Below are 22,458 nucleotides of genomic sequence, written 5' to 3'. Positions count from 1 at the left end.
ACGGAGTCTTGTCAGACAGGGCCCGCGGCCGGCCCGATTGGCGCGGCAAAAGGTCGCCGCAGTCAATTCGCCTGAGCGGCCGGGGTCCTGATCTCGCGCGGCAGGATGATCGCCGCCGCGATCGCCAGCAGGCAGAGCGCGGCGAAGGCGTGCAGCATGGTGACGAAGCCGCCCTGCTCGTAGAGCCAGGCTACGAGACCGACCGAGGCGCCCGCCGCGGTGAAGCCGACGAAATAGCGCACCGCATAGGCGCGCGAGCGCCATTCCTCGGTGGTGTATTTGCCGACCATCGCATCATTGACCGTCACCTGGCCGAAGGCGCCCATCACGATGCCGATCGAGACCACGATCAGCGGCAGGTTCGACAGGCTGGCGGCGAGGTAGAGGAACGGCGCCAGCATGAACGACAATGGCAGCGCCACCGTCTTCAGCGAGTAGCGGTCGAGCAGCCGACCGATCGTGTACTGCGTCATCGCGCCGAACACGTAGACGCCGGCCGCGATCACGCCGAGCAGGGCCGGACTTTTGGTGAGGTCGGCAAGTCGCTCGGCGAACAGCTTTGGCAGCGCGACCGTCACCGCGTTGAAGGTGGTCGAGATCGCGATCACCACGATCAGGAGCGCCAGGATCACCCGCCACATGTCCTCTTTGGCGACGCGCGCTTGCGCTGCGGCCTGCTTCGATCCCTTGCGGTCCTCATGGACCACGGTCATCGCAAAGGCTGCGCCGAGCAGCACGGTGACGATGCCGGGCGCGATAAAGGCAAAGCGCCAGCCGAGATACTGGCCGATCACGCCGGTGACCAGCGCCGACGAGGCGACGCCGAGGTTGCCCCAGACGCCGTTGAGCCCCATCTCGCGGCCGAGCTTGTCGGCATAGGACACGATCATCGCGGTGCCGACCGGGTGGTAGATCGAGGCGAAGACGCCGATCGCAAGCAGCGCCGCGCCGAGCTGCAGCGGGCTCGAGACGAAGCCGACCGAGATCATCGAAAGCCCGATCCCGACGAAGAAGATCACCATCATGTGGCGGCGACTCCAGCGGTCGCCGAGCCAGCCGGTGAGCAGCGAGCCGGCGCCGAAGGCGATGAAGCCCGGCGTCGCATAGGGCAAAAGCTCCGAATAGGCCATGCCAAGCGCCGGCCCCATCACGATGACGGCGGCGGCGAAGATCAGCATCGAATAATGGTCGATGAAATGGGCAGCGTTGACGAAGCCGATCACCCGGCTGGGGCTGTTCATGGGCAGTTCCTGACTCGAATCCTCAATTGTCGGGAAATAGGTTATAGGGGCTTGTCCTGATGGGATGTCGCCAATGACTATCGCCGAAACGCCAATTAAAGCCCTACTGAGGGGCCAGCGCGCCACCGGCGATGGCGTGCACCTTGTCGCGCGCAGCTACCGGAAGGGCGTACGGCTCGACCCCCACATGCACCGCGAGGCGCAGCTCGTCTATGCCGCGACCGGCACCATGCAGGTGACCACGCCGAAGGGCCGCTGGCTGGTGCCGCCGGACCGCGCGGTCTGGGTCCCTGCCCTATTCGCCCATGCCATCGACGTGCTCGCCGACATCGAGATGCGGACGCTGTATTTCGACCAGGCCTGGCTCGCGCGCGAGGACCGCAGCGACTCACTCGACAGCGAATTTGTCGTGCGGGTGTCGCCGCTACTGCACCAGGCGATCCTCGCGCTGTTCGACACCTCGAACAGCCGCCAGCGCACCGAGCTCCTGATCAAGCTCGTGATGCTGGAATTGCACCGGGCCGAGGACTCCGCGACCTTCATTCCGTTGCCGCAGGAGCCGCGCTGCCGCCGCGCCGCCGACATGGTGCTGGCGGATCCGACCGCGGATCACGAGATCGAGACGCTGGCGCGCGCGGTCGGCACTTCGGCGCGGACGCTGTCGCGGCTGTTCTCGACGGAAACCCAGCTTTCCTTCAAGAGCTGGTGCCGGCGCGCGCGAATCGCCGCCGCGATCGAGCGGCTGTCGACCGACGGTAACGTCTCGGTCAAGCAGGTCGCCGCCGATCTCGGCTACGCCAGCGTGCCGGCGTTCTCCCATGCGTTCCGCCAGGTGACCGGCAAGACGCCGCGCGAATTTGCGGAAAAGGCGTGAATAATACCTTCGTCGGCGCATGACATATTTCTGCACGATCCATGCGCTTGATTCTGATGCTCCCGGCCCTAAATCCCGTATAAGGTCCGGCATTACCTGGATACGACCTGCCCATGGCCAACGCCTTCTTCTCCGACCTGCTCTCGACGATTTCCGAACGCGGCCGCATCCTGCTCGGCCGCGCCACCCCCACTGACGACGGGCAGGACGCCTCCGAGCTGCTGGAGCTGTGCGAGGCGCTGCTCTCCGGCCGCGGCGAGGCGTCCGGCACCGCGATGGCGCGCGAAGTGCTCGACCGCTACCACCATCTCGACGGCGCCGGCCGTCTGTCGTTCTTCCAGACGCTGGCGCGCGACTTCGGGCCCGACCATGCGAAGCTCGCGCAGGCGATCGAGAGTTGGCGCGCGCAGGCCAAGGACAACGACGCCAGCGACCTGCATTTCGCCTCCGAACCGCGCCGGCAGGAATTGATCCGCCGGCTTAACCGCGCGCCCGGCGGCACCAGCGACCTGGTGTCGATGCGCTCGGATCTGCTTTCATTGATGAAGGGCAACAAGGACCTTGCCGCGCTCGACCGCGACGTTGTCCATCTGCTCTCATCCTGGTTCAACAGGGGATTCCTCGTGCTGCGCAGGATAGACTGGTCGTCGCCGGCCAATATTCTGGAAAAGATCATCCGCTATGAAGCCGTGCACGAGATTCGCGACTGGAACGATCTGCGCCGCCGCATCGATCCAATCGACCGCCGCTGCTACGCGTTCTTCCATCCGGCGCTGGCCGACGAGCCCCTGATCTTCGTCGAGGTCGCGTTGACCGAGACCATTCCGGGCGCCATCGCGCCCCTGCTCGCCGAGGAGCGGCAGCCGGTGCCGGTCGAGCGCGCCCGCACCGCCGTGTTCTATTCGATCTCCAACACCCAGCGCGGGCTCGGCGGCATCTCCTTCGGCAGCTTCCTGATCAAGCAGGTGGTCGAGGAGTTGCGCCGCGAGCTGCCGAAGCTCGACACCTTCGTGACGCTGTCACCGGTGCCGGGCTTCATGCAATGGCTGAATGAGGCCAAGGACGTCCCCGTCTCCGATGAGGAGCGGACACTGCTGGAAGCGCTCGACAAGCCCGACTGGTTCGAGGACGCGGAACTGACCTCACAGCTGCGCGCCGTGCTCGAGCCGCTCGCGGCCTATTACTTCCTGAAAGCCCGCACGCCGAAGGGACGCATGATCGACTCGGTCGCGCGCTTCCATCTCGGCAACGGCGCGCGGCTGGAGCGGATCAACTGGCTCGGCGACACCTCGTCCAAGGGACTGCGCGAATCCGCCGGCGTCATGGTCAACTACCTCTATCGCCTCGACGACATCGAGAAGAACCACGAGGCCTACGCCAACCAGGGCGAGGTGATCGCTTCCAGCGCGGTGAAGAAGCTGCTCAAGGGTGAAGGGCGGCGGTTGCTGGACATGCGGCTATCGTAAGCCGCCCTTTCCGGGCGGCTTGTTCGCGTCAATTTGCTCCCCGTCAATGCGAAGGCCGCAACCGCAGCACGGCTTTGGGCAGGTGCGCCGAAAGCCACGCGGCGATGGCATCCTGCCTACGGTGATAGAGCAACCCGGCGGCGATGACCGCAATGCCGATCAGCGACAGTGCGAAGGGAAACAGTAGCGAGTCCCTGAACACGACGTCCGCAAGATGGCCGAGATAGAGGGTGATGCCGATCGTGCCGAACACCGCATAGGCGCGTCGCATCAGGATCACCGCGACGCCGAGCAGGCCGACATTGAACAGGCAGTAGACCGCACGGCCCAGCTCGGTTGCGCCTTCGGTCGCGCTGATACCGCCCCAGAAGGCCATCAGGCCGAACAGATGCAGCCAAAACGCAAAGTCGCCGTTGCGGCTGCGATAGTCGACCACCCAGGCAACAGCGAGGATCGCAAGTCCGAACCAGATCGACACCTTGCGCCGCATCTCGAAGTCGAAGTGATCGACGTTGAAGATCCACGGCGTCAGGTCCATCGACATGAACCACAGCGCGACCGCGATGATGGAAACAATGAAGGGGAAACGGAAGAAGCGCAGCGCAACGGCGCCGGCCAGGATGGCGGCGGCCTCCATGAAGATCCAGCTGCCCTTGATCCAGACGTAGAAGCCCTGAACCGTGCCGGGCTTGCCGAACCTGCCCCACCAGCCGAGTTGTTCCTGGATGCCGTAGACCGCAAGCGGCGCCATTGAGACCGCGATGGCGATCAGCAGGCCGCCGGGAACGTGCAAATTCTTCCGGTACCAGAGATGATGACCGGCCAGGGTGAACGCGCCGGCATAGGCAACGGCGCAGGCGGTGAGCGCACCACCCCCCATCTGCGAAAACGCGACCGTCGAGAACAGGCCCATCGCGCCGATCACGATCAGGGCGCCAGCGTACCAGAGCAGATGCGCGGCATCGAATTTCGCAGCCGGCGCAGCGTCGTCGACCGGCGACCGCGCCGACAGGAAAGCCAGCAGCCGCTGCAAATCGGCCGCGCTGATCACCCCAGCGTCGGCCGCGCTCCGAAGCTCGCTATCTGAATACCGCATCGCTGCAATTCTCCGCTTCCATGCGACCGCGAGCGCGCCGGCCCCAACGGGGCGGCGCGGGCGCCAGTCCAGGCTCCCAGTTCGGTGGATATGCTGGTAAGTATAGACGAACTTGAACAACGTTCAAGAAATATTTGAGCGTCGCTCACACAATTCCGTGAGGGCTGCCTGGCGGCTTCCGCAGATTTGATTTTGCCAGGCTCAGACCTTGTATTCGTAGAGCAGTCGGGCGCGAATAGTGCCCTCCAGAGCCCGGATGTCCGCAAGCACACGCTGGCCGTCGGCTGCGGAGGCATCAGCGTCGAGAACCACGTAGCCGACCTCGTGGTCGGTCTCGTAGTATTGAGCGGCAATGTTGACGGCGTGGCGCGCGAGGACTTCGTTCAGGCGCCCCAGCATGCCCGGCAGATTGCGCTGCACCTGAATGAACCGCGTCCCCGATGGCCGCGCCGGCAGCTGGACCTGGGGAAAATTGACAGCGCCCATCGTTGAACCGGAATCGCTGTAATCGACGAGCTTGCGCGCGACTTCGGCACCGATACGTTCCTGCGCCTCTTCGGTCGAACCGCCGATGTGTGGCGTCAGAATGACATTCTCCAGGCCCTGAAGCGGCGACACGAAGCGATCCGCATTCGAGCGCGGCTCGACCGGAAAAACGTCGACCGCGGCGCCACGAAGCCTGCCTTCGCGCAGCGCGTCCGCGAGAGCATCGAGGTCAACGACCGTACCGCGGCTGTTGTTGATGAAATAGGCTCCACGCTTGATCGCCCGAATCTCCTCGCGCCCGATCATCCCATGCGTGGCGGGAGTTTCCGGCACATGCAGCGTCACGACGTCGCTTTGTTCCAGCAGCTCACGCAAGCTCGCGGTCGGCTCGGTGTTGCCATGACGAAGCTTGTCCGTGTGATCGTAGAAGATGACCCTCATGCCCAACGCTTCCGCGAGGTTCGAGAGCTGCGAGCCGATATTGCCGTAGCCGATGATGCCGAGCGTCTTGCCCCGCACCTCATAGCTGTCGTTTGCCGACTTGTCCCAGCGCCCCTGGTGGGCCGCGTTGGAACGGGCGACGATCCGGCGCAGCAGGAAGACGATTTCGCCTATCACCAGTTCCGCCACGCTTCGCGTGTTGGAAAACGGCGCATTGAACACGGGAATCCCGCTCCGGCGCGCGGCGTCTAGATCCACCTGATTGGTGCCGACGCTGAAGCATCCGATCGCGATGAGCCGGTCCGCGGCATCAAGAACATCCGTCGTGATCTGCGTGCGTGAACGGATGCCCAGCAGATGCACGCCTTTGACGGCTTCCTTGAGCGCATCGCCCTCAAGAGCCTTGGACAAGCGAGTCATGTTGGAATAGCCCGCAGCCTCTATCATCTGCGCGGCGCTGTCATTGACCCCTTCGAGGAGCAAGACCCGGATCTTGTCCTTCGAGAGCGAGAGTTGGGGAAGGGAAAGATTGCTGGGCAAGGTCGCGGCGTCCTTCAGAGGTGGGTGATTGCTGGGCCTGGAAATCCACACTTGGTGCCAAGCCGAATTTCCTGTCCTGGCTACTCATTTCACAAGATTTTTGGGCTGCCAATCTTCCTCACGCGGCCAGCGCCTTCATCTCCTTGTAGAGGTCGGACTTGCCCTCGAAGCCGATGCCCGGCAGGTCGGGCATTGTGATGTGGCCGTTCTCGACCCGCACACCGTCCGGGAAGCCGCCATAGGGCTGGAACAGGTCGGGATAGCTCTCGTTGCCGCCGAGGCCTAAGCCAGCCGCGATGTTGAGCGACATCTGGTGGCCGCCATGCGGGATGCAGCGGCTCGCCGACCAGCCATGGGTCTTCAGCACCTCGAGCGTGCGCTGATATTCGCAGAGCCCGTAGGACAGCGCGCAGTCGAACTGCAGCCAGTCACGATCGGGGCGCATGCCGCCGTAGCGGATCAGGTTCCGCGCATCCTGGTGGCTGAACAGGTTCTCGCCGGTCGCCATCGGGCCCGGATAGAATTCGGCGAGCGCGGCCTGCAGCGCATAGTCGAGCGGATCGCCGGCCTCCTCGTACCAGAACAGCGGATATTCGCGCAGCATCTTGGCGTAGGCGATCGCGGTCTCCAGGTCGAAGCGGCCGTTGGCGTCGACCGCGAGCTGCGCGTCGCGGCCGATCTCCTTTAGCACCGCCTCGATCCGCGCGCGGTCTTCGGCGATCGGCGCACCGCCGATCTTCATCTTGACGACGTTGTAACCGCGATCGAGATAGCCGCGCATCTCCTTCCGCAGGGCGCCAAGGTCCTTGCCCGGATAATAGTAGCCGCCGGCGGCATAGACGAAGACGCGCGGATTGGCGCTCACGCCATGACGTTCCGCGAGCAGGCGGAACAGTGGCTTGCCCGCGATCTTCGCCACCGCGTCCCACACCGCCATGTCGATGGTGCCGACCGCGACCGAGCGCTCGCCATGGCCGCCCGGCTTCTCGTTGGACATCAAGGTCGCCCAGACCTTGTCGGGATCGAGATTGTTACCGCCCGCATCAAGCAGCGACTTCGGATCGGCCTCCAGGAGCCGCGGCGCGAAGCGCTCGCGGATCAAGCCGCCCTGCCCGTAACGGCCGTTCGAATTGAAGCCGTAGCCGACCACCCGCTTGCCGTCGCGCACCACGTCGGTGACCACGGCAACCAGGCTCGAGGTCATCTTGGTGAAGTCGATATAGGCGTTGCGGATCGGCGAGGAGATCGGCTTGGTGACCTCGCGGACGTCGACGATGCGGACGGACATTGTGCTGTCGCTCTCTCAGTTGCTCGTCATGGCCGGGCTTGTCCCGGCCATCCACGTCTTTCTCTCAACTGCACCGTCAAGACGTGGATGCCCGGGACATCTAGCGCGAAGACGCGCTTCGCGCTTCAGCCCGGGCATGACGGAGTGTGATGCGCGAGCCGCGCGCTTGGTCAGGACGCCTTCTTATCCCGGAAATACGGCTCGACGGGGCCGTGCACCTTGATGGTCAGCGGATTGCCGTGGCGGTCCTTGGCGTTGCCGGCGGTGACGCGAACCCAGCCTTCGCTGACGCAATACTCCTCGACATTGGTCTTCTCGACGCCCTTGAAGCGGATGCCGACGTCGCGCGACAGGACCTCCGCGTTGTAATACGGGCTGTTCGGATCGACCGACAGGCGGTCCGGCAATTGGTCGTTGGTGATCTGGTCGTTCTCACTCATAGCAGTGCCTCGATATCTTTCCTCAATCCTTCAGGCCGGGCGGTCGGCGCGTGCCGTGCCACCACCTTGCCGGACCGATCGACCAGGAATTTGGTGAAATTCCATTTGATCGACGGGCCGAGCAGGCCCGACTTCTCGCGTTTCAGGTACTCATACAACGGATGCGCATGGCTGCCGTTGACGTCGATCTTGGCAAACATTGGGAACGTCACGGCGTAGTTGGTCTCGCAGAACTCCGCGATCTGCGCCGCGGTGCCGGGTTCCTGCGCGCCGAACTGGTTGCAGGGAAAGCCGAGCACGGCAAAGCCGCGCGGCGACAGATCGGCGTGCAGCTCCTGCAGGCCCTTGTATTGCGGCGTGAAGCCGCAGGCGCTCGCGGTGTTGACGATCAGGAGCACCTGACCGTCGAACCGCTGCAACGGCACTTCGTCGCCGGCCAGCGAGGTTGCCGTGAAATCATAGACGCTCGACATCCTATTCCTCGTCGTGACCTATTCGTTTGAGCATGATCTTTTCGGAAAACCGCTACACACTTTTCCGGATCATGCTCTATGTGGCCGAATCGATTGCCGCCGACGGCGTGCCGCCCGCCTCGACCGCCTCGCCCGCGGCGAGACAGAGATCCTCGCGGTAGCGGCCGGCGACCAGTTGCACGCCGACGGGAATCCGCCCGACCAATCCGGTGGAGACCGTTAGCCCGGGAAGCCCCATAAAGGGAATGGCGATCTGCGCAAGCTGCGCATGCCACACCCGTGCAAAGGAGGCATCGTCCTTGCGATCGAGATGGTCGGGGAATGGCAGCTCGCCGGAGACCGGCATCAGCAGCACCGGATACGTCTCAAGGAAGGCGAACCATTCGCGCGTCAGGGTGGCGCGGCGGGTCAGTGCCTTCGAGAGGTCGAATGGATGCACCTTGGCGCGGTTGCCGCGCAGACAGGCCAGCGCGCCCGGATCACCCTCGCGCTCAGCGGCCTCGAGTTGCGCCTCATAGCCGTCGCCGAGCCAAAGCTTGGTCTGCAGATCAGCCGGCTCGCGCAGCGGCGGCGTGGTGGCGATCTCCTCGACGATCCAGCCCGCGCGCTCCAGCCGCTTGCCGGCGTCGCGGACGGCCGCGACCACCTCGGGCACCGGGTTGAGGCCGTCGGGATTGACGCACATCGCGGCGCGCTTCGGCACGGGTGCGCCCTCCAGCGGCACCGGCGCGTACCAGGGATCGCGGGGGTCCTGCGCCGACATCGCCGCAAGCGAGACGCGCAGATCGTTGATGGTGCGCGCCAGCGGGCCGGAGACGGCGCTGATCTGCGGACCGATCGGCCGTTCCGGCAGCGCCGGGTTGAAGGCCGGGATGCGGCCCATGCTGGGCCTCAAGCCGTGGACGCCGCAGGCATAGGCCGGATAGCGGATCGAGCCCGCAATATCGGTGCCGTGCGCGATGTGGCCGATGCCGGCCGCAACCGCAGCCCCCGCGCCGCCCGACGAGCCGCCCGGGGTGATGGACGGATCGCGCGGGTTCTTGGTGTCGCCGTGAATGAGGTTGGTGGTGAACCACCGATAGGAGAACGCCGGACAGTTGGTGCGGCCGAGGATCACGGCACCTGCCTTGCGCAGATTCGCGACCACGGGATTGTCGACCTTGGCGATCACGTCGCGCTGCAGCTTCAACCCGTTGGTGGTGGCAAAGCCCTCCTGGTCGACATTGACCTTGATCGTGATCGGCACGCCTGCGAGCGCCCCCACCGCCTCGCTACGCGCAATCGCCGCATCGACGGCGGCGGCCTGCGCCAGCACGTCGGCCGGCCGATGGTCGACCACCGCGTTGATCTTCGGATTGACCGCATCGAGCCGGGCAAGCCCCGCCTCAGCCGCCTCTTTCGCCGAGACTTTTTTCGATTTGATGAGGCTGGCCAGCTCCGTGGCCGGCAGACGCCAGAGATCCTGCATGTGCTACTCCGTGTGACGCCCGCTTTTAGCGCCGCACGGAAGGCAAGGCCAGCGGCCATCCGCCTGACATTTCACCTGACACGGGCAAGGTAATAGGCAAGATCGGCGATCTGGTCCCTAGCTATCGGCTGCATCACGTCGGCCATGGTGGCGTCGTAGCCGTGGCGGCTGTTGTCCTTGTATTCGGCGAGCGTCTTGGCGAGGTAGTCCTCGCGCTGGTTGGCGATGCGCGGGACGTTCTCCTTGCCGGAAAAATCGGTGTTGTGGCAGGTGTTGCAGCGGTTCTGCTGCGCCAGCGCCTGACCACGCGCGATTCTTGCGGGGTCGCCGGCATCGGCCGACGGCGCCGGCTTCGGCAAGGTCGCGATGAAGTCCGAGAAGGCCCTGAGATCATCGTCGGTCAAAGCCTTCGCCATTTCGTTCATGGGATCGAAGACGCGCAGCTTCTCGCGGAACATGAAGAGCTGGATCAGCGCGTAAGGCGCCTGCTGGCCGCCGAGCGAGGGCGTGTTCTCGGTCTCCGCGGTGCCGCGCTCGCCGTGACAGGCGAGGCACGGCGCGGCGCGCTCCTGGATGGTTTCGGCGCCCGCCGAGAAACTCAGGGAGGTCAGCGCCACGGCGATTGCGAACTTGCGCATCGATCCATCCTCACATGCAACGTCCAAAAGAAAATCGGGGGCAGCGGGCGCTGCCCCCGATCGATAGCTTCAGCCTACTGCGCCGCGAGCTTCGGCTTGCCGTAGGTGATGCGGTAGACCGCGCCGTTCCAGTCGTCGGAGACCAGGAGCGAGCCGTCCTTGAGCAGCATCACGTCGACCGGGCGGCCGACATACTTGTTGTCCTCGAGGAAGCCGGTCATGAACGGCTCCATCGACTTCACGGTGCCGTCCTTGTTCAGCTTGACGACGACGACGTCACCGCCCTGCTTCTGCGACTTGTTCCAGGAGCCGTGGCGCGCGATGAAGATCGCGTTCTTGTACGACTTCGGGAACATGTTGCCGGTGTAGAAGCGCATGCCGAGCGCCGCGACGTGCGGGCCCAAAAGGCCGACGGGCGCGGTGTAGTCCTTGCAGTCCTTACCCCAGCCGAGCTCCTGGTCGATGATGTTGCCCTGCAAGCAATAGGGCGCGCCGAAGTGCTCGCCCTGTTTGGTGACGCGGTTGAGCTCGTCCTCCGGCACCGATTCCGACAGCCAGTCACGGCCGTTGTCGGTGAAGTACATCTGCTTGTTTTCCGGATTCCAGTCGAAGCCGACCGTGTTGCGGACACCGCGCACATAGACCTCGGCACCCGAGCCGTCGAGGTTCATGCGGCGGATCTGGCCGTGGGCGTCATCATGCAGCACGACGTTGCCGGGCTGGCCGACCGGCACGTAAAGCTTGTTGTCCGGACCGATGGCGATGAACTTCCAGCCATGGGCCTCGTCCTTCGGCAGATTGTCGTAGATCACAGTCGGCTTCGGCGGATTGTCCAGCACGTCCTCGACCTTGTCGATCTTGGAGACCTTCGAGAGCTCGGCGATGTAGAGCGTGCCGTCCTTGAAGGCGACGCCGTTCGGGCGATAGAGGCCGGAGGCGAGCACCTTGACCGAGCGTTTGCCGTCCTTGTTGACGATCGCATAGACCTTGTCGACGAGGCGGCTACCGACGAACACGCTGCCCTTGTCGCTCTGCGCCAGCGAGCGCGCATTGGCCATGCCGGCGGCGTAGACCTCGACGTTGAAACCGGCCGGAACCTTGAGCTTCGCAAGCGGCAGCTTGTCGGGCGCGGCCGGCAGCGGTGGCGGCGCGACGGGGGCGAGCTTGGCCGCCGCCTCATTGTCCGGACGCCCGATGAGGGGCGAGCCCGGCGGCAGCGGTTGGGCGGCGGGCGCAGCGGTTGCCGCAGGCGGATTGGCCGGCTGCTGCGCGGCGGCATGAAGCGTGAATGCACCGAAGAAAACGCCGGCCAGCAACAGGCTGCGCGGCGCAAGCGAATAACTCATCATGGTGTTCTCCCCTGGGCGGAAGCCGTCTTTGTTGACACTGGTGACGTTAGACCGGCACCGGCGGCCTTCCCGATTCATAGTCTCCGAATTTGTCCGGACAAATGCAATCGGAAACATGGCCGAAACAATTGCCGGTGCGGGGGTGTTACGGTGCTACGCGGCCTCGTGGCGCTGCCAGGGGCGGCGAGCGTCAGTGCCGCGTGACCGAGCGATCCGGGGAGTCTAGAATCGCTTCGGTGAACGGAAATTCCAGCACGATCTCGCCTTCGTCGTCGGTCACCTCGATGACCGCGTTCAACAGCGCGCCGTCGGCGCCCTCGGTCTTCAGGAGCTCGCGGATCATGGCCCGCGCCATCTCCCAGGCGCGGTCGGGGTCCCGCAGGATTTCGCCGTCGGGGTCGGAGATCAGCTCGTCGCCGATACGGGTGTTGAAGTAGTAGCGTGGCATCGGCTGAACTCGGATCAATTGGGCGGTCCCGTCGCTTGGGACCAAGCGCTTGGGGCCGACATCTTCACCAGGACCTTGGGAGTAGGCTCAAGCGCCACTCCCGCTCCCAACATCACCATTCATCCGACAGCGAACAACAGGAAAAACACCTGATCCCACGGGGATTTGAGGAGACAGGTCGCAAGATTCCGTGAACACGCGCTGCATCGCAGCATGAGCGTGACCCACATACCTCGCAGAAAATTTAACTGGCGAACTTTCTTGACCGCAGTAGTTTAACTTGCAGGGCGGAAGTTCGTCCGGTGGCAAAAAAATGGAGAGCCAAATGGCCTGGAAGGCACCGAAGATCGTGGAAGTCTCGGTCGGCATGGAAATCAACATGTATATGTGCGCGACCCGCAAGTAAGCGGCCGCGATCTATATACGTCTAGCGCAGGTGGACATCCGGGCGTGACGCGTTCTCGCATGCGGGAGCGCGCATCGAGCCCCGGGGTCTGCCTCGTAGTATTTTTGGGCGCTTATCAGCTTACGCCAGGAGACGGGTTATGCTTCGCGTCGTCGTCCTGGGGGCCGCCGCAGGTGGCGGCGTTCCGCAGTGGAACTGCGGATGTCCGGCGTGCCGGGCCGCGCGAACCGATCATCCGGAATTGCAGAGCAGCCAAGCCTCGATCGCGGTCAGCGGCGACGGCGCCCACTGGTTCCTGGTCAACGCCTCGCCCGATCTCCGCCAGCAAGTGATCGCAACGCCGCAATTGCATCCGAAGGATGGCGCACTGCGCCACAGCCCGATCGCGGGCGTGATCCTGACCAATGGCGAGATCGATGCCGTCGCCGGCCTGTTGTCGATGCGCGAGGGGGCGCCGTTCACGATCTACGCGCATGAACGCGTGCTGGCGATCCTGCGCGCCAACAGCATCTTCAACGTCCTGAGCGAGACAAACGTCAAGCGCGAGGGAATTGCGGTCGATCAGGCCTTCGAGCCGGCATTGCCCGACGGTTCGCCTTCGGGACTGGAAGTGCTGCCATTCGAGGTTCCCGGCAAGGGCGCGTGGTATCTCGAAGGCAAGGCGCACCCGGCCGGCGCCGACGGGGTCGGCGATACGCTGGGCTTACGTATTGCGGACAAGACAAGCGGCAAATATTTCTACTTCCTGGCCGCCTGCGCGCGGGTGACCGACGATCTCAAGTCGCGGCTGAAAGGCGCGCCGCTGGTGTTCTTCGACGGCACGGTGTGGCGCGACGATGAGCTGATCGCGGCGGGGCTCGGCACCAAGACCGGCCAGGGCATGGGACATATTTCGATGTCCGGCGATCACGGCGCGATTGCAAGCCTCGCCGGCCTCGACATCGGGCGAAAAGTGTTTTTGCATATCAACAACTCCAACCCGGCCTTGCTGCAGGCCTCAGCCGAGCGCAAGGCGGCCGAAGCGGCCGGGTGGCAGATTCCCTCCGACGGAACGGAGATCGTGCTGTGAATGTCGTGCCTGCAAGTGGAATGACCGCGCTCTCGGTCGGCAAGGGCATTGCGCTCAACAGCGCCGAGGAGATGGAGGCGACGCTCCGCCATATCGGCGCGACGCGCTACCACAGCCTGCATCCGTTCCATCGCCTGCTGCACGGCGGCAAGCTCAACAAGGGTCAGGTGCAGGCCTGGGCGCTGAATCGCTACTATTACCAGAGCACGATCCCGCTGAAGGACGCGATGGTGATCTCGCGCTTCCGCGACCGCAGCACCAGGATCGAATGGCGCCACCGCATCGAGGATCACGACGGAGACCTCGGCAATGAGGGCGGCATCGAGCGCTGGCTGAAGTTGACCGAAGGCCTCGGCCTCGACACGGCCTATGTGGAATCGACCGAAGGCATCCTGCCCGCGACGCGCTTTGCGGTAGAGGCCTATGTGCATTTCTGCCGCGACCGCACGCCGCTGGAGGCGATCGCCTCCTCGCTGACCGAATTGTTCGCGCCGAATCTGCACGAGGAGCGCATCTCGGGGATGCTGAAGCATTACGACTTCGTCAATCCTGATATCATGAGCTATTTCAGCCGCCGCCTGACCCAGGCGCCGCGTGATGCCGGCTTTGCGCTGGAATACGTCAAGCACCATGCGAAGACGCCGGCCGAGCGCGAAGCGGTGTGCAACGCGCTGATCTTCAAGACCAACGTGCTGTGGGTGCAGCTCGACGCGCTGTATCACGCCTATGTCGACGGCCACATTCCGCCCGGCGCCTTCGTGCCGAAAACGAGCTAGAGAACCATCATGGCGAGCCGCAACATCAGCGTCAGCGAGTCCAGCCGGCCGAAACTGCCGCGCCATGCCAAGCTGAAATTCGATGAGACGCGGCAGGTCTGGGTGATCCTGGCCCCGGAACGCGTGCTGGCGCCGGACGAGATCGCGGTGGAAGTGCTGCAGCTCTGCGACGGCGTGCGCAGCGTCGCCGAGATGGCGGACCAGCTCGCTGCGAAATATGCCGCGCCGCGCGAGGCGATCGCAACCGACGTGATCGCGATGCTGCAGGACCTCGCCGACAAGGGCTTCCTCACCGAAGCGCGCGAGAGGACACCATGAGTGACACGCTCGCCGACAACAAAACCACCGCGGCCGGCCCGAACGACGGACTTGCGGTGCTGGAGAGCCGCCGTTCGGCGGCGGAGACCTACGGTATCCCGCTCGCGGTGCTCGCCGAGCTGACGCATCGCTGTCCGCTGCAATGCCCCTATTGCTCCAACCCCGTCGAGCTCGACCGCGGCAGCACCGAGCTCACGACCGACGAATGGAAGAAGGTGCTGACCGAGCTCGCCGAGCTCGGCGTGCTGCAGATTCATTTCTCCGGCGGCGAGCCGACCGCGCGCAAGGACCTGGTCGAGCTGGTGCAGCACGCGACCGGTGTCGGGCTCTACTCCAATTTGATCACCTCGGCGGTGCTGCTGACCAAGGACAGGCTCGCGGCGCTGGCCGATGCCGGACTCAACCACGTCCAGATCAGCTTCCAGGGCAACGAGCCCCTCGTCGCCGATCGGGTTGCGGGCCTGAAGGAGTCGCACAAGAAGAAGCTCGAGGTCGCGCGCTGGACGCGCGAGGTGGATCTGCCGCTCACCGTCAACGCGGTGATGCACCGGCAGAACCTGCATCAGCTCCCCGACATCATCCAGATGGCGGTCGATCTCGACGCCGACCGGCTCGAGGTCGCCAACGTCCAGTACTACGGCTGGGCACTGAAGAACCGCGCCGCGCTGATGCCGACGGTGGAACAGATCGAGGAGGCCAGCCGCCTCGTCGAGGAGGCGCAGGTGCGCCTGAAGGGCACGCTCGCGATCGACTATGTAGTGCCGGATTACTACGCGTTGCGGCCGAAGAAATGCATGGGCGGCTGGGGCCGGCAGTTCTTCAACATCTCGCCGGCCGGCAAGGTGCTGCCGTGCCACGCCGCCGAAAGCATCACCGGGCTCAAATTCGAATCGGTGCGCTCGAACCATTCGATCGCCTGGATCTGGCAGAATTCGGAGGCCTTCAACCGCTATCGCGGCACGGGCTGGATGCCCGAACCCTGCAAGAGTTGCGAGTTCCGCGAGGTCGATTTCGGCGGCTGCCGCTGCCAGGCCTTCGCGCTGACCGGCGATGCCGGCAATACCGATCCGGCCTGCTCGCTGTCGCCGCGGCATGAGGAGATCTTCAAGCAGGCGGTGCGCGAGGCGGCCGCGCATCAGGACCGCTTCATCTACCGCAACTTCGCCGGCGGCACGCCGGAAGAGGGCTAGCGGCGATGGCGCCCGATGCCGGCGCGGGCCGCGCTTCCAGACGTTCCGATCCGTTCGCGCCCGTGACATCGGAACAGATGCAGGTCGGCGACGGCCACGACCTCTATGTCGAGAGCGTCGGGCGCGAGGGCGGCATTCCCGCGGTCTTCCTGCATGGCGGGCCGGGCAGCGGCTGCCAGCCGGACCATCGCCGGCTGTTCGACCCCGAACGATTCCATGCCGTGCTGTTCGACCAGCGCGGCTGCGGCCGTAGCCGCCCCAAAGGCAGCCGTGACAACAACACGACGGCGCACCTGATCGCCGACATGGAGAAGATCCGCGAGCGGTTCGGCTTTGCGCGCTGGATGGTGGTCGGCGGCTCCTGGGGCGCGACCCTGGCGCTGGCCTACACGCAAGCCCATCCCGAGCGCGTCAGCGGCCTCGTGCTGCGCGCGACCTTCCTCGGCACTAGCGCGGAGCTCGACGGCGCCTTCCTGCACACCTTGCCGCGCTTCTATCCCGGACTTTACGAGGACTTCCTCGGCGTGCTGCCGGCGGACGAGCGCGCCGAGCCGCTCGCCGCCTATTATCGCCGCATCCTCGATCCCGACGCCGCCGTGCATGCCGCCGCCGCACGCGCCTGGCACGACACCGAACGCGCGTTGTCGGAGCACGCGCCAAAGCGCACGCGCCTCGATCCGCCTTCATTGCACGCGTCGGGTGCCCTGCCCTCGACGCCGTTCATGGAAGCGCATTACTTCGCCAATGACTGCTTCATGCGGCCGAACCAGCTCATGGACAATGCCGGCCTGCTCGCCGGCATTCCCGGGATCATGGTGCAGGGCCGCTATGACTTGCTGTGCCCGCCGGCGACATCGCACGCGCTCGCCGCGCGCTGGCCGGGCAGCGAGGTCCGCGTGTTCGATGGCGCCGGTCACATCCTGTACGATCCCGGCATCCGCGATGCGGTCATGCGGGCGATCGCGGATATGGCGTCTGCAATCTAGCTCCGTCATGCCCGGCCTTGTGCCGGGCATCCACGTCTTTGCCGCGATCAGGCAAGACAGACGTGGATGGCCGGGACATAGGCGAGCGGAAGCGACGCCGTCTTTCGGACGGCTATGCCCGGCCATGACGAAGATAGGTCGAGCGATGGTGGCCTAAACCAGGCTGAGATCCTTCGGCTTGATGCCGGCGAAGATCCGCTCGAGGCTTGCGGGCTGCAATCCGTAGACGTGCTGCACGAGGCCCGCGAAGAACGCCTTGTAGTCGGTCAGGACCGGATAGTCGCGGTTCTGGAACAGCGTTGCCTGCGAGACCTGGACCTGCTCGCCGGCAAGGCGCCCGCCATTGATGCCGCCACCCAACACCCAGTACACGCTGCCATGACCGTGATCGGTGCCGCGGTCGCCGTTCTCACGGAAGGTGCGGCCGAACTCGGAGATCACGACCACCACCGTGTCGCGCCACATCGCCGGTCCAATCTCTTCGGCGAAACCGGCGAGACCGCGGCCGAGCTCGCCGAGGCGGTCGGCAAGATAGCCGGTCGCCGCCCCCTGGTTGACGTGGGTGTCCCAGCCGCCGACATCGACGAAACCGAGGTTGAACTGCTCGCGCATCAACCGGCCGATCCGCCGCGCCGACAGCTCGAAGCCGCGCGGCGAGACCGCGCCGCGGTTCGCCGCCGTCATCTCCTCCGAGACGGATTTATAGACATCATCGCGCACGCGAAAACCTTCGGAGACCGAATTAGCGAGGTGGCCCTGCGCGTACATCTGCTTGATCAGCCGCGCCTGGCGGTCGTCGACGCCGGGCTTGCTGACGCTTGAGATGCCGATGTTCGGAATCTGGCTCTGGCCACGGAAGATCAGCGGCAGCTGATCGGTGAAGGAGATCGGCTTCACCCGCGTCAGCTCTACGGCGAGCCGGCTCATGAAGCCGGAACGATAGTCGCGGCTGCCGCCGACCGCCTGGCCGAGCTCGATCGTGTCCTGGGTCTCGAAATGGCTGCGCGAAAGATCGTCGCTGGTGCCGGCGAACGGCACGAAGGCGACCTCGCGCTTCGCCCACAACGGATAGATCGAATCGCGGAGCGCCGGATGCAGGCCCCATCCGGCGTCGAGCGCCAGCGCCGCGTTCGGATTGCCGGTGTCGGGCCGCGCGATCGCAAGCGTCGGGCGCGAGGCGTAGTAGAATTCGCTGCCGACCGGCACGATGACGTTGGCCGCGTCATAGGCGCCGCGCAGGAACACGACGAGCATGCGGGCGTCGGTCGCAGGCGCCGCCCAGACCCGCCCGGCAACGGTGAGCGAGGCGGAGGCGGCAAAGGCCTTGATCAGTTCACGGCGGTTCATTGGCGAACCTCCCTTGTCAGTGCATGAATTCCGGTGACGACAGGAAGAGCGTGTTCCAGTCCTGCGGCGACACCGCCTGGTCGAGCGCGGCGAGCGTCGTCGGACTGAGCGTCTGCCTGAGATTGCTGAAATAGAGCCCGTTCATCACAAGCGGAAACGCCGGCTGGTCGGCCGCATTGGGCTCGTTCGGTTTGAACAGCCCCGCCGAGCCCGAGCCGATCGCGCGCGCGATCTCGAAGCGCAGCATCATCTGGCCGGGGCCGTTCCAGGCGGCCGACAGCATCGAGTAGCCATCCGGGGTCTCGTGGTTGAACAGGCCCTCAGAGAGGCGGTTGAGCCAGTTCTGGATCGGCAGCGTGTTGAGGATGACCTTGTTGTCGTAGGCGAGCCGCACCGCCGACGTCACATAGTGCATCGGGTCCTTGAACTTGGTGCCGCCCTTCAAGGTCGCGGCGAATTCCGGCGCATGCACCAGCGTCGCCATGACAGCCGCGATGTCTCCGTCGGTCTTCTGGAACGTCTGCGCCATGCGCTGCACCAAACCGTCGGGCGGATTGTCTGATACGAAATAGGTCGCAAGCTGCTTCGACAGATGCGTCGCGGTCGCCGGATGACGGCAGAGGATGTCGAGGGCCTCGTCGACCTCGACGAGCCCGCGGCCCTTGATCTGGTGGCCGAGGAAGGTCTTGTCGCCATAGTCATGCCGCGCCGGATTGAATTCAAACGCGCCTTCACGGACCAGCTGGGATTGCAGCTCGGGCTTGAGCTTCGGATCCTCCGACTTGAAGTCAATCCCGACGCCGGTGAGGATCCGCGCCAAGGCCTCGACATCGGCCTGGGTGTAGCCGGAGCCGACACCCATGGTGTGCAGCTCCATGATCTCGCGGGCGTAGTTCTCGTTGAGGTGGCCGGCCGCGTTGTCGGAGTTGTCGAGATAGCGCAGCATCGCCGGATGATGCAGCGTCGCCGCAAGCAGCGTGCGGAAACGGCCGAGCGCGTTGGCGCGGATCGCGCGATCCTCATAGTCGCCGACCAGCACGCGGATGTTCGACTTGTACTGGTGGACGTTGAAGTGATTGAACCAGAACCAGGTCAGGCGCTCACGGAGCTGATCCGGCGCATAGAGCGCGCGCAGGACGGTGCGGGCCGCGGCCTGCCTTGCACGCTCGCTCATCGCCTGCTGGTAGACCTGCTGCGCGGCCTTGCGCTGCTCGGGATCGGCGACCTGGTTGGCGGACTTCGCCTGCTGGTCGAAGGAGACGGCGATATCGAAGGCGAAGCGATGGACATCCGGCATCGCCTCGATCTGCTTGCGGGCGGCATCCGGCAAGGTTGAACTCGCCGGATGCAATTGCTCCTGCAGCCAGCGCTCGACGCCAACCTCACGCAGATGCGCCGCGCTCGAGGCGTTGACGCCCCAGGTCAGGCGATCCAGTAGCGCGATGTCCTGCGGCGTGAGCTCGGCCGCACGCACGGGCTGGTGGCTCACCACCAGCACCGCGATTGCGCCGAGCATGAGCTTCGAGATCGACCGGATACCGAAGGCTGCAACGATGCTCATGGATGTTGACCTGCTCGGCCGTTCCCTTCACGCGATCAGCGTTGGCACTGTCCGGGCGGACAGGGCGGCGACCCGGGCCTCGCTGCGGCCGCAGGCCGCGGCGGCGGCGGTGCCGCTATATGCGGAGGCGGTGCCGGCGGAGCCGCCATACGTGGAGGCGGCGGCGGTGCCGCCACGTGTGGAGGCGGCGGCGGTGGAGCTACAACGCGTGGCGGCGGCGGGGGCGCGCGAGCGGCCATCGGAGGCGGCGGCGGTGCCGAGACATGCGGCGGCGGTGGCGGCGGAGGCGCAACGCGAGCTGCAGGAGGTGGTGGCGGACGCACGACCACGGGCGCGGGGTTCACCGCGGCGTGTGACGGTGCCACATGCGAAGGCGGTGGCGGCGGAGGCGCCGCACGGATCGCCGGATTGGGGGCGTTTGCGATCGATGGCCTCGCCGCGTTCGCCGGCGCCGTAGTGATTGGCGCGGTCACCCCATGCGCGGCCGGCGCCGTTCCGCCGGACCTGAGGCTGTCAGGCCTGATCGCCGGCGACTGTTGCGCACCGGGTTGGACTGCACCGACCTGCGGCTTGCCGCCGGTCACCGGAGCGTTGGCGGTGGGTCTGCCTGACGTCCCCTGCGGCGCGTTGGCGGGCGCCACTGCGGTATTGGTGCCCTGCGGCCTGGTACCCTGCGCCGGCTGCGTGCCGGTGGGTGGCGCCGTCGCCGTCTGCGGCGTCGTTGTCTGCGGCAATGGCGGTCCGTTCTTGGCGCCCGGCAAGGTGTGGGCACCTAGCGCGCCGGGGCCCGCAGGCGTAGTGGCGGTGTTCGCGTTCGGCGCGGTGCCCGGCTGGGTCGCGGGCGCAGTTGCCGTCCTTGCGCCCAAGCCTGGTTGGCCAGCACCCGGCTGAGTGACGCCCGGTTGGGTGACGCCCGGTTGAGCGGCGCCGGGTTGAGCGGTGCCCTGTGGCAGGGCGCCCGGCCGGCCAGGCGCGGCTGTGCCCGACGGCGGCACCAGATTGGCCCTCTGCAGCGCGGCGGGCGGCAGCGACGGCGCCGTCGACACGGTGCCGCCGGGCACAGCCGGCCTCACTCCGGCTGCGCTCAACTGCGCGGGCGTCGGGTTCGGATTGTTGATGACGGTGTTGATGATCGTCGTGTTGTGGATGTTGTTGTAGACGATGTTGTTCGGCGGCGGCGCGACATAGACCGGCGCGCTGACATAGGCCGGCATCGCGACGAACAGCGGCGTCGGCAGCACGAACAGCCCGATCGGCGGCGGCGGCGGCGCCAGCACGACGAAATCCGGCGGCGGCGGCGGCAGGAAGTACACCGGCGGCGGCGGCGGCGGCACGAAATCGAACACCGGATCGCTGTAGTAAAGCACGGGACGATCGACATAGACGATCTCATCCGGCGGCGGCGGCGGCACGTCATAGACGATCGGCGCAAACTGCGGCGGCGGCTCCAGCGCTGCCGAGAGATAGGCGAGCCGGCGCCGCGCGTCGGCCGCGTGCGGGCCGCGCGGATAGCGGTCGAGATAGGACCAGTAGGCGGCCGGCGTATCGGCGTTATAGGTGCGCCGCCAGGTGATGGCCTCGCGCCGCGCCGCCACGATCGCGCGCACGCGCCTGGCGAGCGGGTCGTTCGGATAGACCTGCAGATACTCCTCGTAGCCCTGCAGCGTGTCGCGCTCCAGCGCCGCCGCGTAGGCGTCCTGCGCGGAGTAGTCGCGGATCGGCTTGCTGCGCGCTCCGGCATCGACCTGGACCGGCGGCGCATCCGGCTTGCGCTCGAAGAACAGGAACGGCGCGTCGATCTTCTGCGCGTCCCACGGAATCTGCGCGCCCTTGGTCATCTCATTGACGCGCAGGCGAACCCGGTCGAACACCTCCGGCAGCGTCAGGCCGCCGGTGCGGATCATCTCCGCAAGTGCCTGCGCGTAGGGGCCGTAGGGCGGCGCGCCGTCGGGGGCGACGGTGCCTGGCGCGGAGTTGAAGGCGATCAGCATCTTCGGGTCGGGGTCGACCAGCGCCAGGCCGCCGGCGAGCGGCTGGCCCGCCCTGGCGAACGGATTGGTGCGCGCCGCATCGAGCACGATCACGCTGGCCTTGACCTGCGAGGCCGAGAGCTGCCGCGTGTAATCAGAGATGCGAATCGCCTCGACCGGCACGTCGGTGTCGCGCGCGATCTTGGCGTCAACCGGCACGAAGTAATTCTCGCCGGTCAGTTGCACGCCGTAGCCGGCGAGATAGACGACGGCGACGCTATTGGGTCCGGCCGCCTGCACCTTCTGGATGAAGTCGCGGAAGGATTTGCGCAGCGTCTCGCCGTCGAGGTCACGCGCACCGATCACGTCGAAGCCCGCGGCTTGCAAGGTCTGCGCGATCAGGCCGGCGTCGTTGGCGGCGGTTTGCAGTGCACCGGCCTCATAGGCGCCGTTACCGACCACCAGCGCTAGCCGCTTTTCCTGCTCCTGCGCCTGCGCGGGCAATGACGCCAGCGACACCAGACCGACGATCAACGCCCATAAAATTCGCGCCATGGTAGTCCCCTCTTCGGCCGCTTTCAGCCGCT

The 22,458-nt window shown here is 65.7% G+C and carries 21 protein-coding genes; 8 read left to right on the top strand and 13 right to left on the bottom strand.

Annotated features, from left to right (window positions below):
- Positions 1-62 precede the first annotated feature (62 nt).
- On the bottom strand, positions 63-1,241 hold the full coding sequence (locus ACFFWD_RS25310; RefSeq protein ID WP_376969693.1) for an MFS transporter: 1,179 nt from the start codon (positions 1,239-1,241) through the stop codon (positions 63-65).
- A gap of 73 nt (positions 1,242-1,314) precedes the next feature.
- Here ACFFWD_RS25310 and ACFFWD_RS25305 point away from each other — a divergent pair, with 73 nt between their 5' ends.
- Positions 1,315-2,115 (top strand): AraC family transcriptional regulator, encoded by an 801-nt coding sequence (locus tag ACFFWD_RS25305; protein WP_376969691.1) that lies wholly within the window; start codon positions 1,315-1,317, stop codon positions 2,113-2,115.
- A 113-nt stretch (positions 2,116-2,228) separates the two neighbouring features.
- Complete coding sequence (locus ACFFWD_RS25300; protein WP_376969689.1) at positions 2,229-3,581, top strand: malonyl-CoA decarboxylase; 1,353 nt, start codon at positions 2,229-2,231, stop codon at positions 3,579-3,581.
- A gap of 43 nt (positions 3,582-3,624) precedes the next feature.
- Here ACFFWD_RS25300 and ACFFWD_RS25295 read toward each other — a convergent pair whose 3' ends face one another.
- The 9 genes from ACFFWD_RS25295 to ACFFWD_RS25255 form a co-directional block, all read right to left on the bottom strand.
- On the bottom strand, positions 3,625-4,677 hold the full coding sequence (locus ACFFWD_RS25295; protein WP_376969687.1) for a hypothetical protein: 1,053 nt from the start codon (positions 4,675-4,677) through the stop codon (positions 3,625-3,627).
- A 201-nt stretch (positions 4,678-4,878) separates the two neighbouring features.
- Entirely contained in the window at positions 4,879-6,144 is a 1,266-nt protein-coding gene (serA, locus tag ACFFWD_RS25290; protein WP_376969685.1) for a phosphoglycerate dehydrogenase, read from the bottom strand.
- Positions 6,145-6,262: 118 nt separating this feature from the next.
- Entirely contained in the window at positions 6,263-7,432 is a 1,170-nt protein-coding gene (locus ACFFWD_RS25285) for a mandelate racemase/muconate lactonizing enzyme family protein (protein WP_376969683.1), read from the bottom strand.
- Between the two features lie 170 nt (positions 7,433-7,602).
- A complete protein-coding gene (locus ACFFWD_RS25280; RefSeq protein WP_376969681.1) occupies positions 7,603-7,872 on the bottom strand; it encodes a DUF3297 family protein in 270 nt (89 codons plus the stop codon).
- Positions 7,869-8,345 carry a glutathione peroxidase gene (locus tag ACFFWD_RS25275; protein WP_376969679.1) on the bottom strand — a complete coding sequence of 159 codons (477 nt, stop codon included), beginning with the start codon at positions 8,343-8,345 and terminating at the stop codon, positions 7,869-7,871. Before ACFFWD_RS25275 ends, ACFFWD_RS25280 begins: the two co-directional genes overlap by 4 nt.
- A gap of 76 nt (positions 8,346-8,421) precedes the next feature.
- Positions 8,422-9,813, bottom strand: a complete 1,392-nt coding sequence (locus tag ACFFWD_RS25270) for an amidase family protein (protein WP_376969677.1) — start codon at positions 9,811-9,813, stop codon at positions 8,422-8,424.
- Between the two features lie 71 nt (positions 9,814-9,884).
- On the bottom strand, positions 9,885-10,451 hold the full coding sequence (locus tag ACFFWD_RS25265) for a c-type cytochrome (RefSeq protein WP_376969675.1): 567 nt from the start codon (positions 10,449-10,451) through the stop codon (positions 9,885-9,887).
- A gap of 74 nt (positions 10,452-10,525) precedes the next feature.
- Positions 10,526-11,800 carry a PQQ-dependent sugar dehydrogenase gene (locus ACFFWD_RS25260; RefSeq protein WP_376969673.1) on the bottom strand — a complete coding sequence of 425 codons (1,275 nt, stop codon included), beginning with the start codon at positions 11,798-11,800 and terminating at the stop codon, positions 10,526-10,528.
- Between the two features lie 190 nt (positions 11,801-11,990).
- Positions 11,991-12,248 (bottom strand): DUF6894 family protein, encoded by a 258-nt coding sequence (locus tag ACFFWD_RS25255; protein WP_376969671.1) that lies wholly within the window; start codon positions 12,246-12,248, stop codon positions 11,991-11,993.
- A 325-nt stretch (positions 12,249-12,573) separates the two neighbouring features.
- Between ACFFWD_RS25255 and pqqA the strand changes: the two genes are divergently transcribed.
- The 6 genes from pqqA (at position 12,574) to pip (ending at position 16,993) form a co-directional block, all read left to right on the top strand.
- Positions 12,574-12,654 carry a pyrroloquinoline quinone precursor peptide PqqA gene (gene pqqA / locus ACFFWD_RS25250; RefSeq protein WP_035635412.1) on the top strand — a complete coding sequence of 27 codons (81 nt, stop codon included), beginning with the start codon at positions 12,574-12,576 and terminating at the stop codon, positions 12,652-12,654.
- 139 nt (positions 12,655-12,793) lie between these two features.
- A complete protein-coding gene (gene pqqB / locus ACFFWD_RS25245; RefSeq protein ID WP_376969669.1) occupies positions 12,794-13,723 on the top strand; it encodes a pyrroloquinoline quinone biosynthesis protein PqqB in 930 nt (309 codons plus the stop codon).
- Between the two features lie 20 nt (positions 13,724-13,743).
- Complete coding sequence (gene pqqC, locus ACFFWD_RS25240) at positions 13,744-14,499, top strand: pyrroloquinoline-quinone synthase PqqC (RefSeq protein ID WP_376969667.1); 756 nt, start codon at positions 13,744-13,746, stop codon at positions 14,497-14,499.
- Positions 14,500-14,508: 9 nt separating this feature from the next.
- The gene (pqqD, locus tag ACFFWD_RS25235) at positions 14,509-14,817 is read left to right on the top strand and encodes a pyrroloquinoline quinone biosynthesis peptide chaperone PqqD (protein ID WP_376969665.1); all 309 of its coding nucleotides are present in this window, start codon (positions 14,509-14,511) and stop codon (positions 14,815-14,817) included.
- Positions 14,814-16,007: a pyrroloquinoline quinone biosynthesis protein PqqE gene (pqqE, locus tag ACFFWD_RS25230; protein WP_376969663.1), complete on the top strand. Its 1,194-nt coding sequence runs from the start codon at positions 14,814-14,816 to the stop codon at positions 16,005-16,007. Before pqqD ends, pqqE begins: the two co-directional genes overlap by 4 nt.
- Before the next feature lie 5 nt (positions 16,008-16,012).
- Positions 16,013-16,993, top strand: a complete 981-nt coding sequence (gene pip, locus ACFFWD_RS25225) for a prolyl aminopeptidase (RefSeq protein ID WP_376969661.1) — start codon at positions 16,013-16,015, stop codon at positions 16,991-16,993.
- A 153-nt stretch (positions 16,994-17,146) separates the two neighbouring features.
- On the opposite strand, the gene ACFFWD_RS25220 is transcribed toward pip, so the two are convergent.
- Genes ACFFWD_RS25220 through ACFFWD_RS25210 form a run of 3 tightly spaced genes read right to left on the bottom strand, consistent with a single transcriptional unit; the run spans position 17,147 to position 22,426 of the window.
- Positions 17,147-18,340 carry a DUF1501 domain-containing protein gene (locus ACFFWD_RS25220; RefSeq protein WP_376969659.1) on the bottom strand — a complete coding sequence of 398 codons (1,194 nt, stop codon included), beginning with the start codon at positions 18,338-18,340 and terminating at the stop codon, positions 17,147-17,149.
- Positions 18,341-18,356: 16 nt separating this feature from the next.
- The gene (locus tag ACFFWD_RS25215) at positions 18,357-19,901 is read right to left on the bottom strand and encodes a DUF1800 domain-containing protein (RefSeq protein ID WP_376969657.1); all 1,545 of its coding nucleotides are present in this window, start codon (positions 19,899-19,901) and stop codon (positions 18,357-18,359) included.
- A 35-nt stretch (positions 19,902-19,936) separates the two neighbouring features.
- Complete coding sequence (locus ACFFWD_RS25210; protein WP_376969655.1) at positions 19,937-22,426, bottom strand: caspase family protein; 2,490 nt, start codon at positions 22,424-22,426, stop codon at positions 19,937-19,939.
- Positions 22,427-22,458 lie beyond the last annotated feature (32 nt).

It is taken from the genome of Bradyrhizobium erythrophlei (genome assembly GCF_042430365.1).
In the GTDB taxonomy this organism is placed as follows: Bacteria; Pseudomonadota; Alphaproteobacteria; order Rhizobiales; family Xanthobacteraceae; genus Bradyrhizobium; species Bradyrhizobium erythrophlei.
The sequence above is the reverse complement of the archived record's forward strand: the minus strand, read 5'-3'. Positions and strand labels throughout refer to the sequence as shown.

Excerpts from the sequence above, each read along its gene's own strand:
- ACFFWD_RS25310 (WP_376969693.1), bottom strand. The coding sequence starts at position 1,241 with ATGAACAGCCCCAGCCGGGTGATCGGCTTCGTCAACGCTGCCCATTTC.
- ACFFWD_RS25305 (WP_376969691.1), top strand. The coding sequence starts at position 1,315 with ATGACTATCGCCGAAACGCCAATTAAAGCCCTACTGAGGGGCCAGCGC.
- ACFFWD_RS25300 (WP_376969689.1), top strand. The coding sequence starts at position 2,229 with ATGGCCAACGCCTTCTTCTCCGACCTGCTCTCGACGATTTCCGAACGC.
- ACFFWD_RS25295 (WP_376969687.1), bottom strand. The coding sequence starts at position 4,677 with ATGCGGTATTCAGATAGCGAGCTTCGGAGCGCGGCCGACGCTGGGGTG.
- ACFFWD_RS25285 (WP_376969683.1), bottom strand. The coding sequence starts at position 7,432 with ATGTCCGTCCGCATCGTCGACGTCCGCGAGGTCACCAAGCCGATCTCC.
- ACFFWD_RS25280 (WP_376969681.1), bottom strand. The coding sequence starts at position 7,872 with ATGAGTGAGAACGACCAGATCACCAACGACCAATTGCCGGACCGCCTG.
- ACFFWD_RS25275 (WP_376969679.1), bottom strand. The coding sequence starts at position 8,345 with ATGTCGAGCGTCTATGATTTCACGGCAACCTCGCTGGCCGGCGACGAA.
- ACFFWD_RS25270 (WP_376969677.1), bottom strand. The coding sequence starts at position 9,813 with ATGCAGGATCTCTGGCGTCTGCCGGCCACGGAGCTGGCCAGCCTCATC.
- ACFFWD_RS25265 (WP_376969675.1), bottom strand. The coding sequence starts at position 10,451 with ATGCGCAAGTTCGCAATCGCCGTGGCGCTGACCTCCCTGAGTTTCTCG.
- ACFFWD_RS25260 (WP_376969673.1), bottom strand. The coding sequence starts at position 11,800 with ATGATGAGTTATTCGCTTGCGCCGCGCAGCCTGTTGCTGGCCGGCGTT.
- ACFFWD_RS25255 (WP_376969671.1), bottom strand. The coding sequence starts at position 12,248 with ATGCCACGCTACTACTTCAACACCCGTATCGGCGACGAGCTGATCTCC.
- pqqA (WP_035635412.1), top strand. The coding sequence starts at position 12,574 with ATGGCCTGGAAGGCACCGAAGATCGTGGAAGTCTCGGTCGGCATGGAA.
- pqqB (WP_376969669.1), top strand. The coding sequence starts at position 12,794 with ATGCTTCGCGTCGTCGTCCTGGGGGCCGCCGCAGGTGGCGGCGTTCCG.
- pqqC (WP_376969667.1), top strand. The coding sequence starts at position 13,744 with ATGACCGCGCTCTCGGTCGGCAAGGGCATTGCGCTCAACAGCGCCGAG.
- pqqD (WP_376969665.1), top strand. The coding sequence starts at position 14,509 with ATGGCGAGCCGCAACATCAGCGTCAGCGAGTCCAGCCGGCCGAAACTG.
- pqqE (WP_376969663.1), top strand. The coding sequence starts at position 14,814 with ATGAGTGACACGCTCGCCGACAACAAAACCACCGCGGCCGGCCCGAAC.
- pip (WP_376969661.1), top strand. The coding sequence starts at position 16,013 with ATGGCGCCCGATGCCGGCGCGGGCCGCGCTTCCAGACGTTCCGATCCG.
- ACFFWD_RS25220 (WP_376969659.1), bottom strand. The coding sequence starts at position 18,340 with ATGAACCGCCGTGAACTGATCAAGGCCTTTGCCGCCTCCGCCTCGCTC.
- ACFFWD_RS25215 (WP_376969657.1), bottom strand. The coding sequence starts at position 19,901 with ATGAGCATCGTTGCAGCCTTCGGTATCCGGTCGATCTCGAAGCTCATG.
- ACFFWD_RS25210 (WP_376969655.1), bottom strand. The coding sequence starts at position 22,426 with ATGGCGCGAATTTTATGGGCGTTGATCGTCGGTCTGGTGTCGCTGGCG.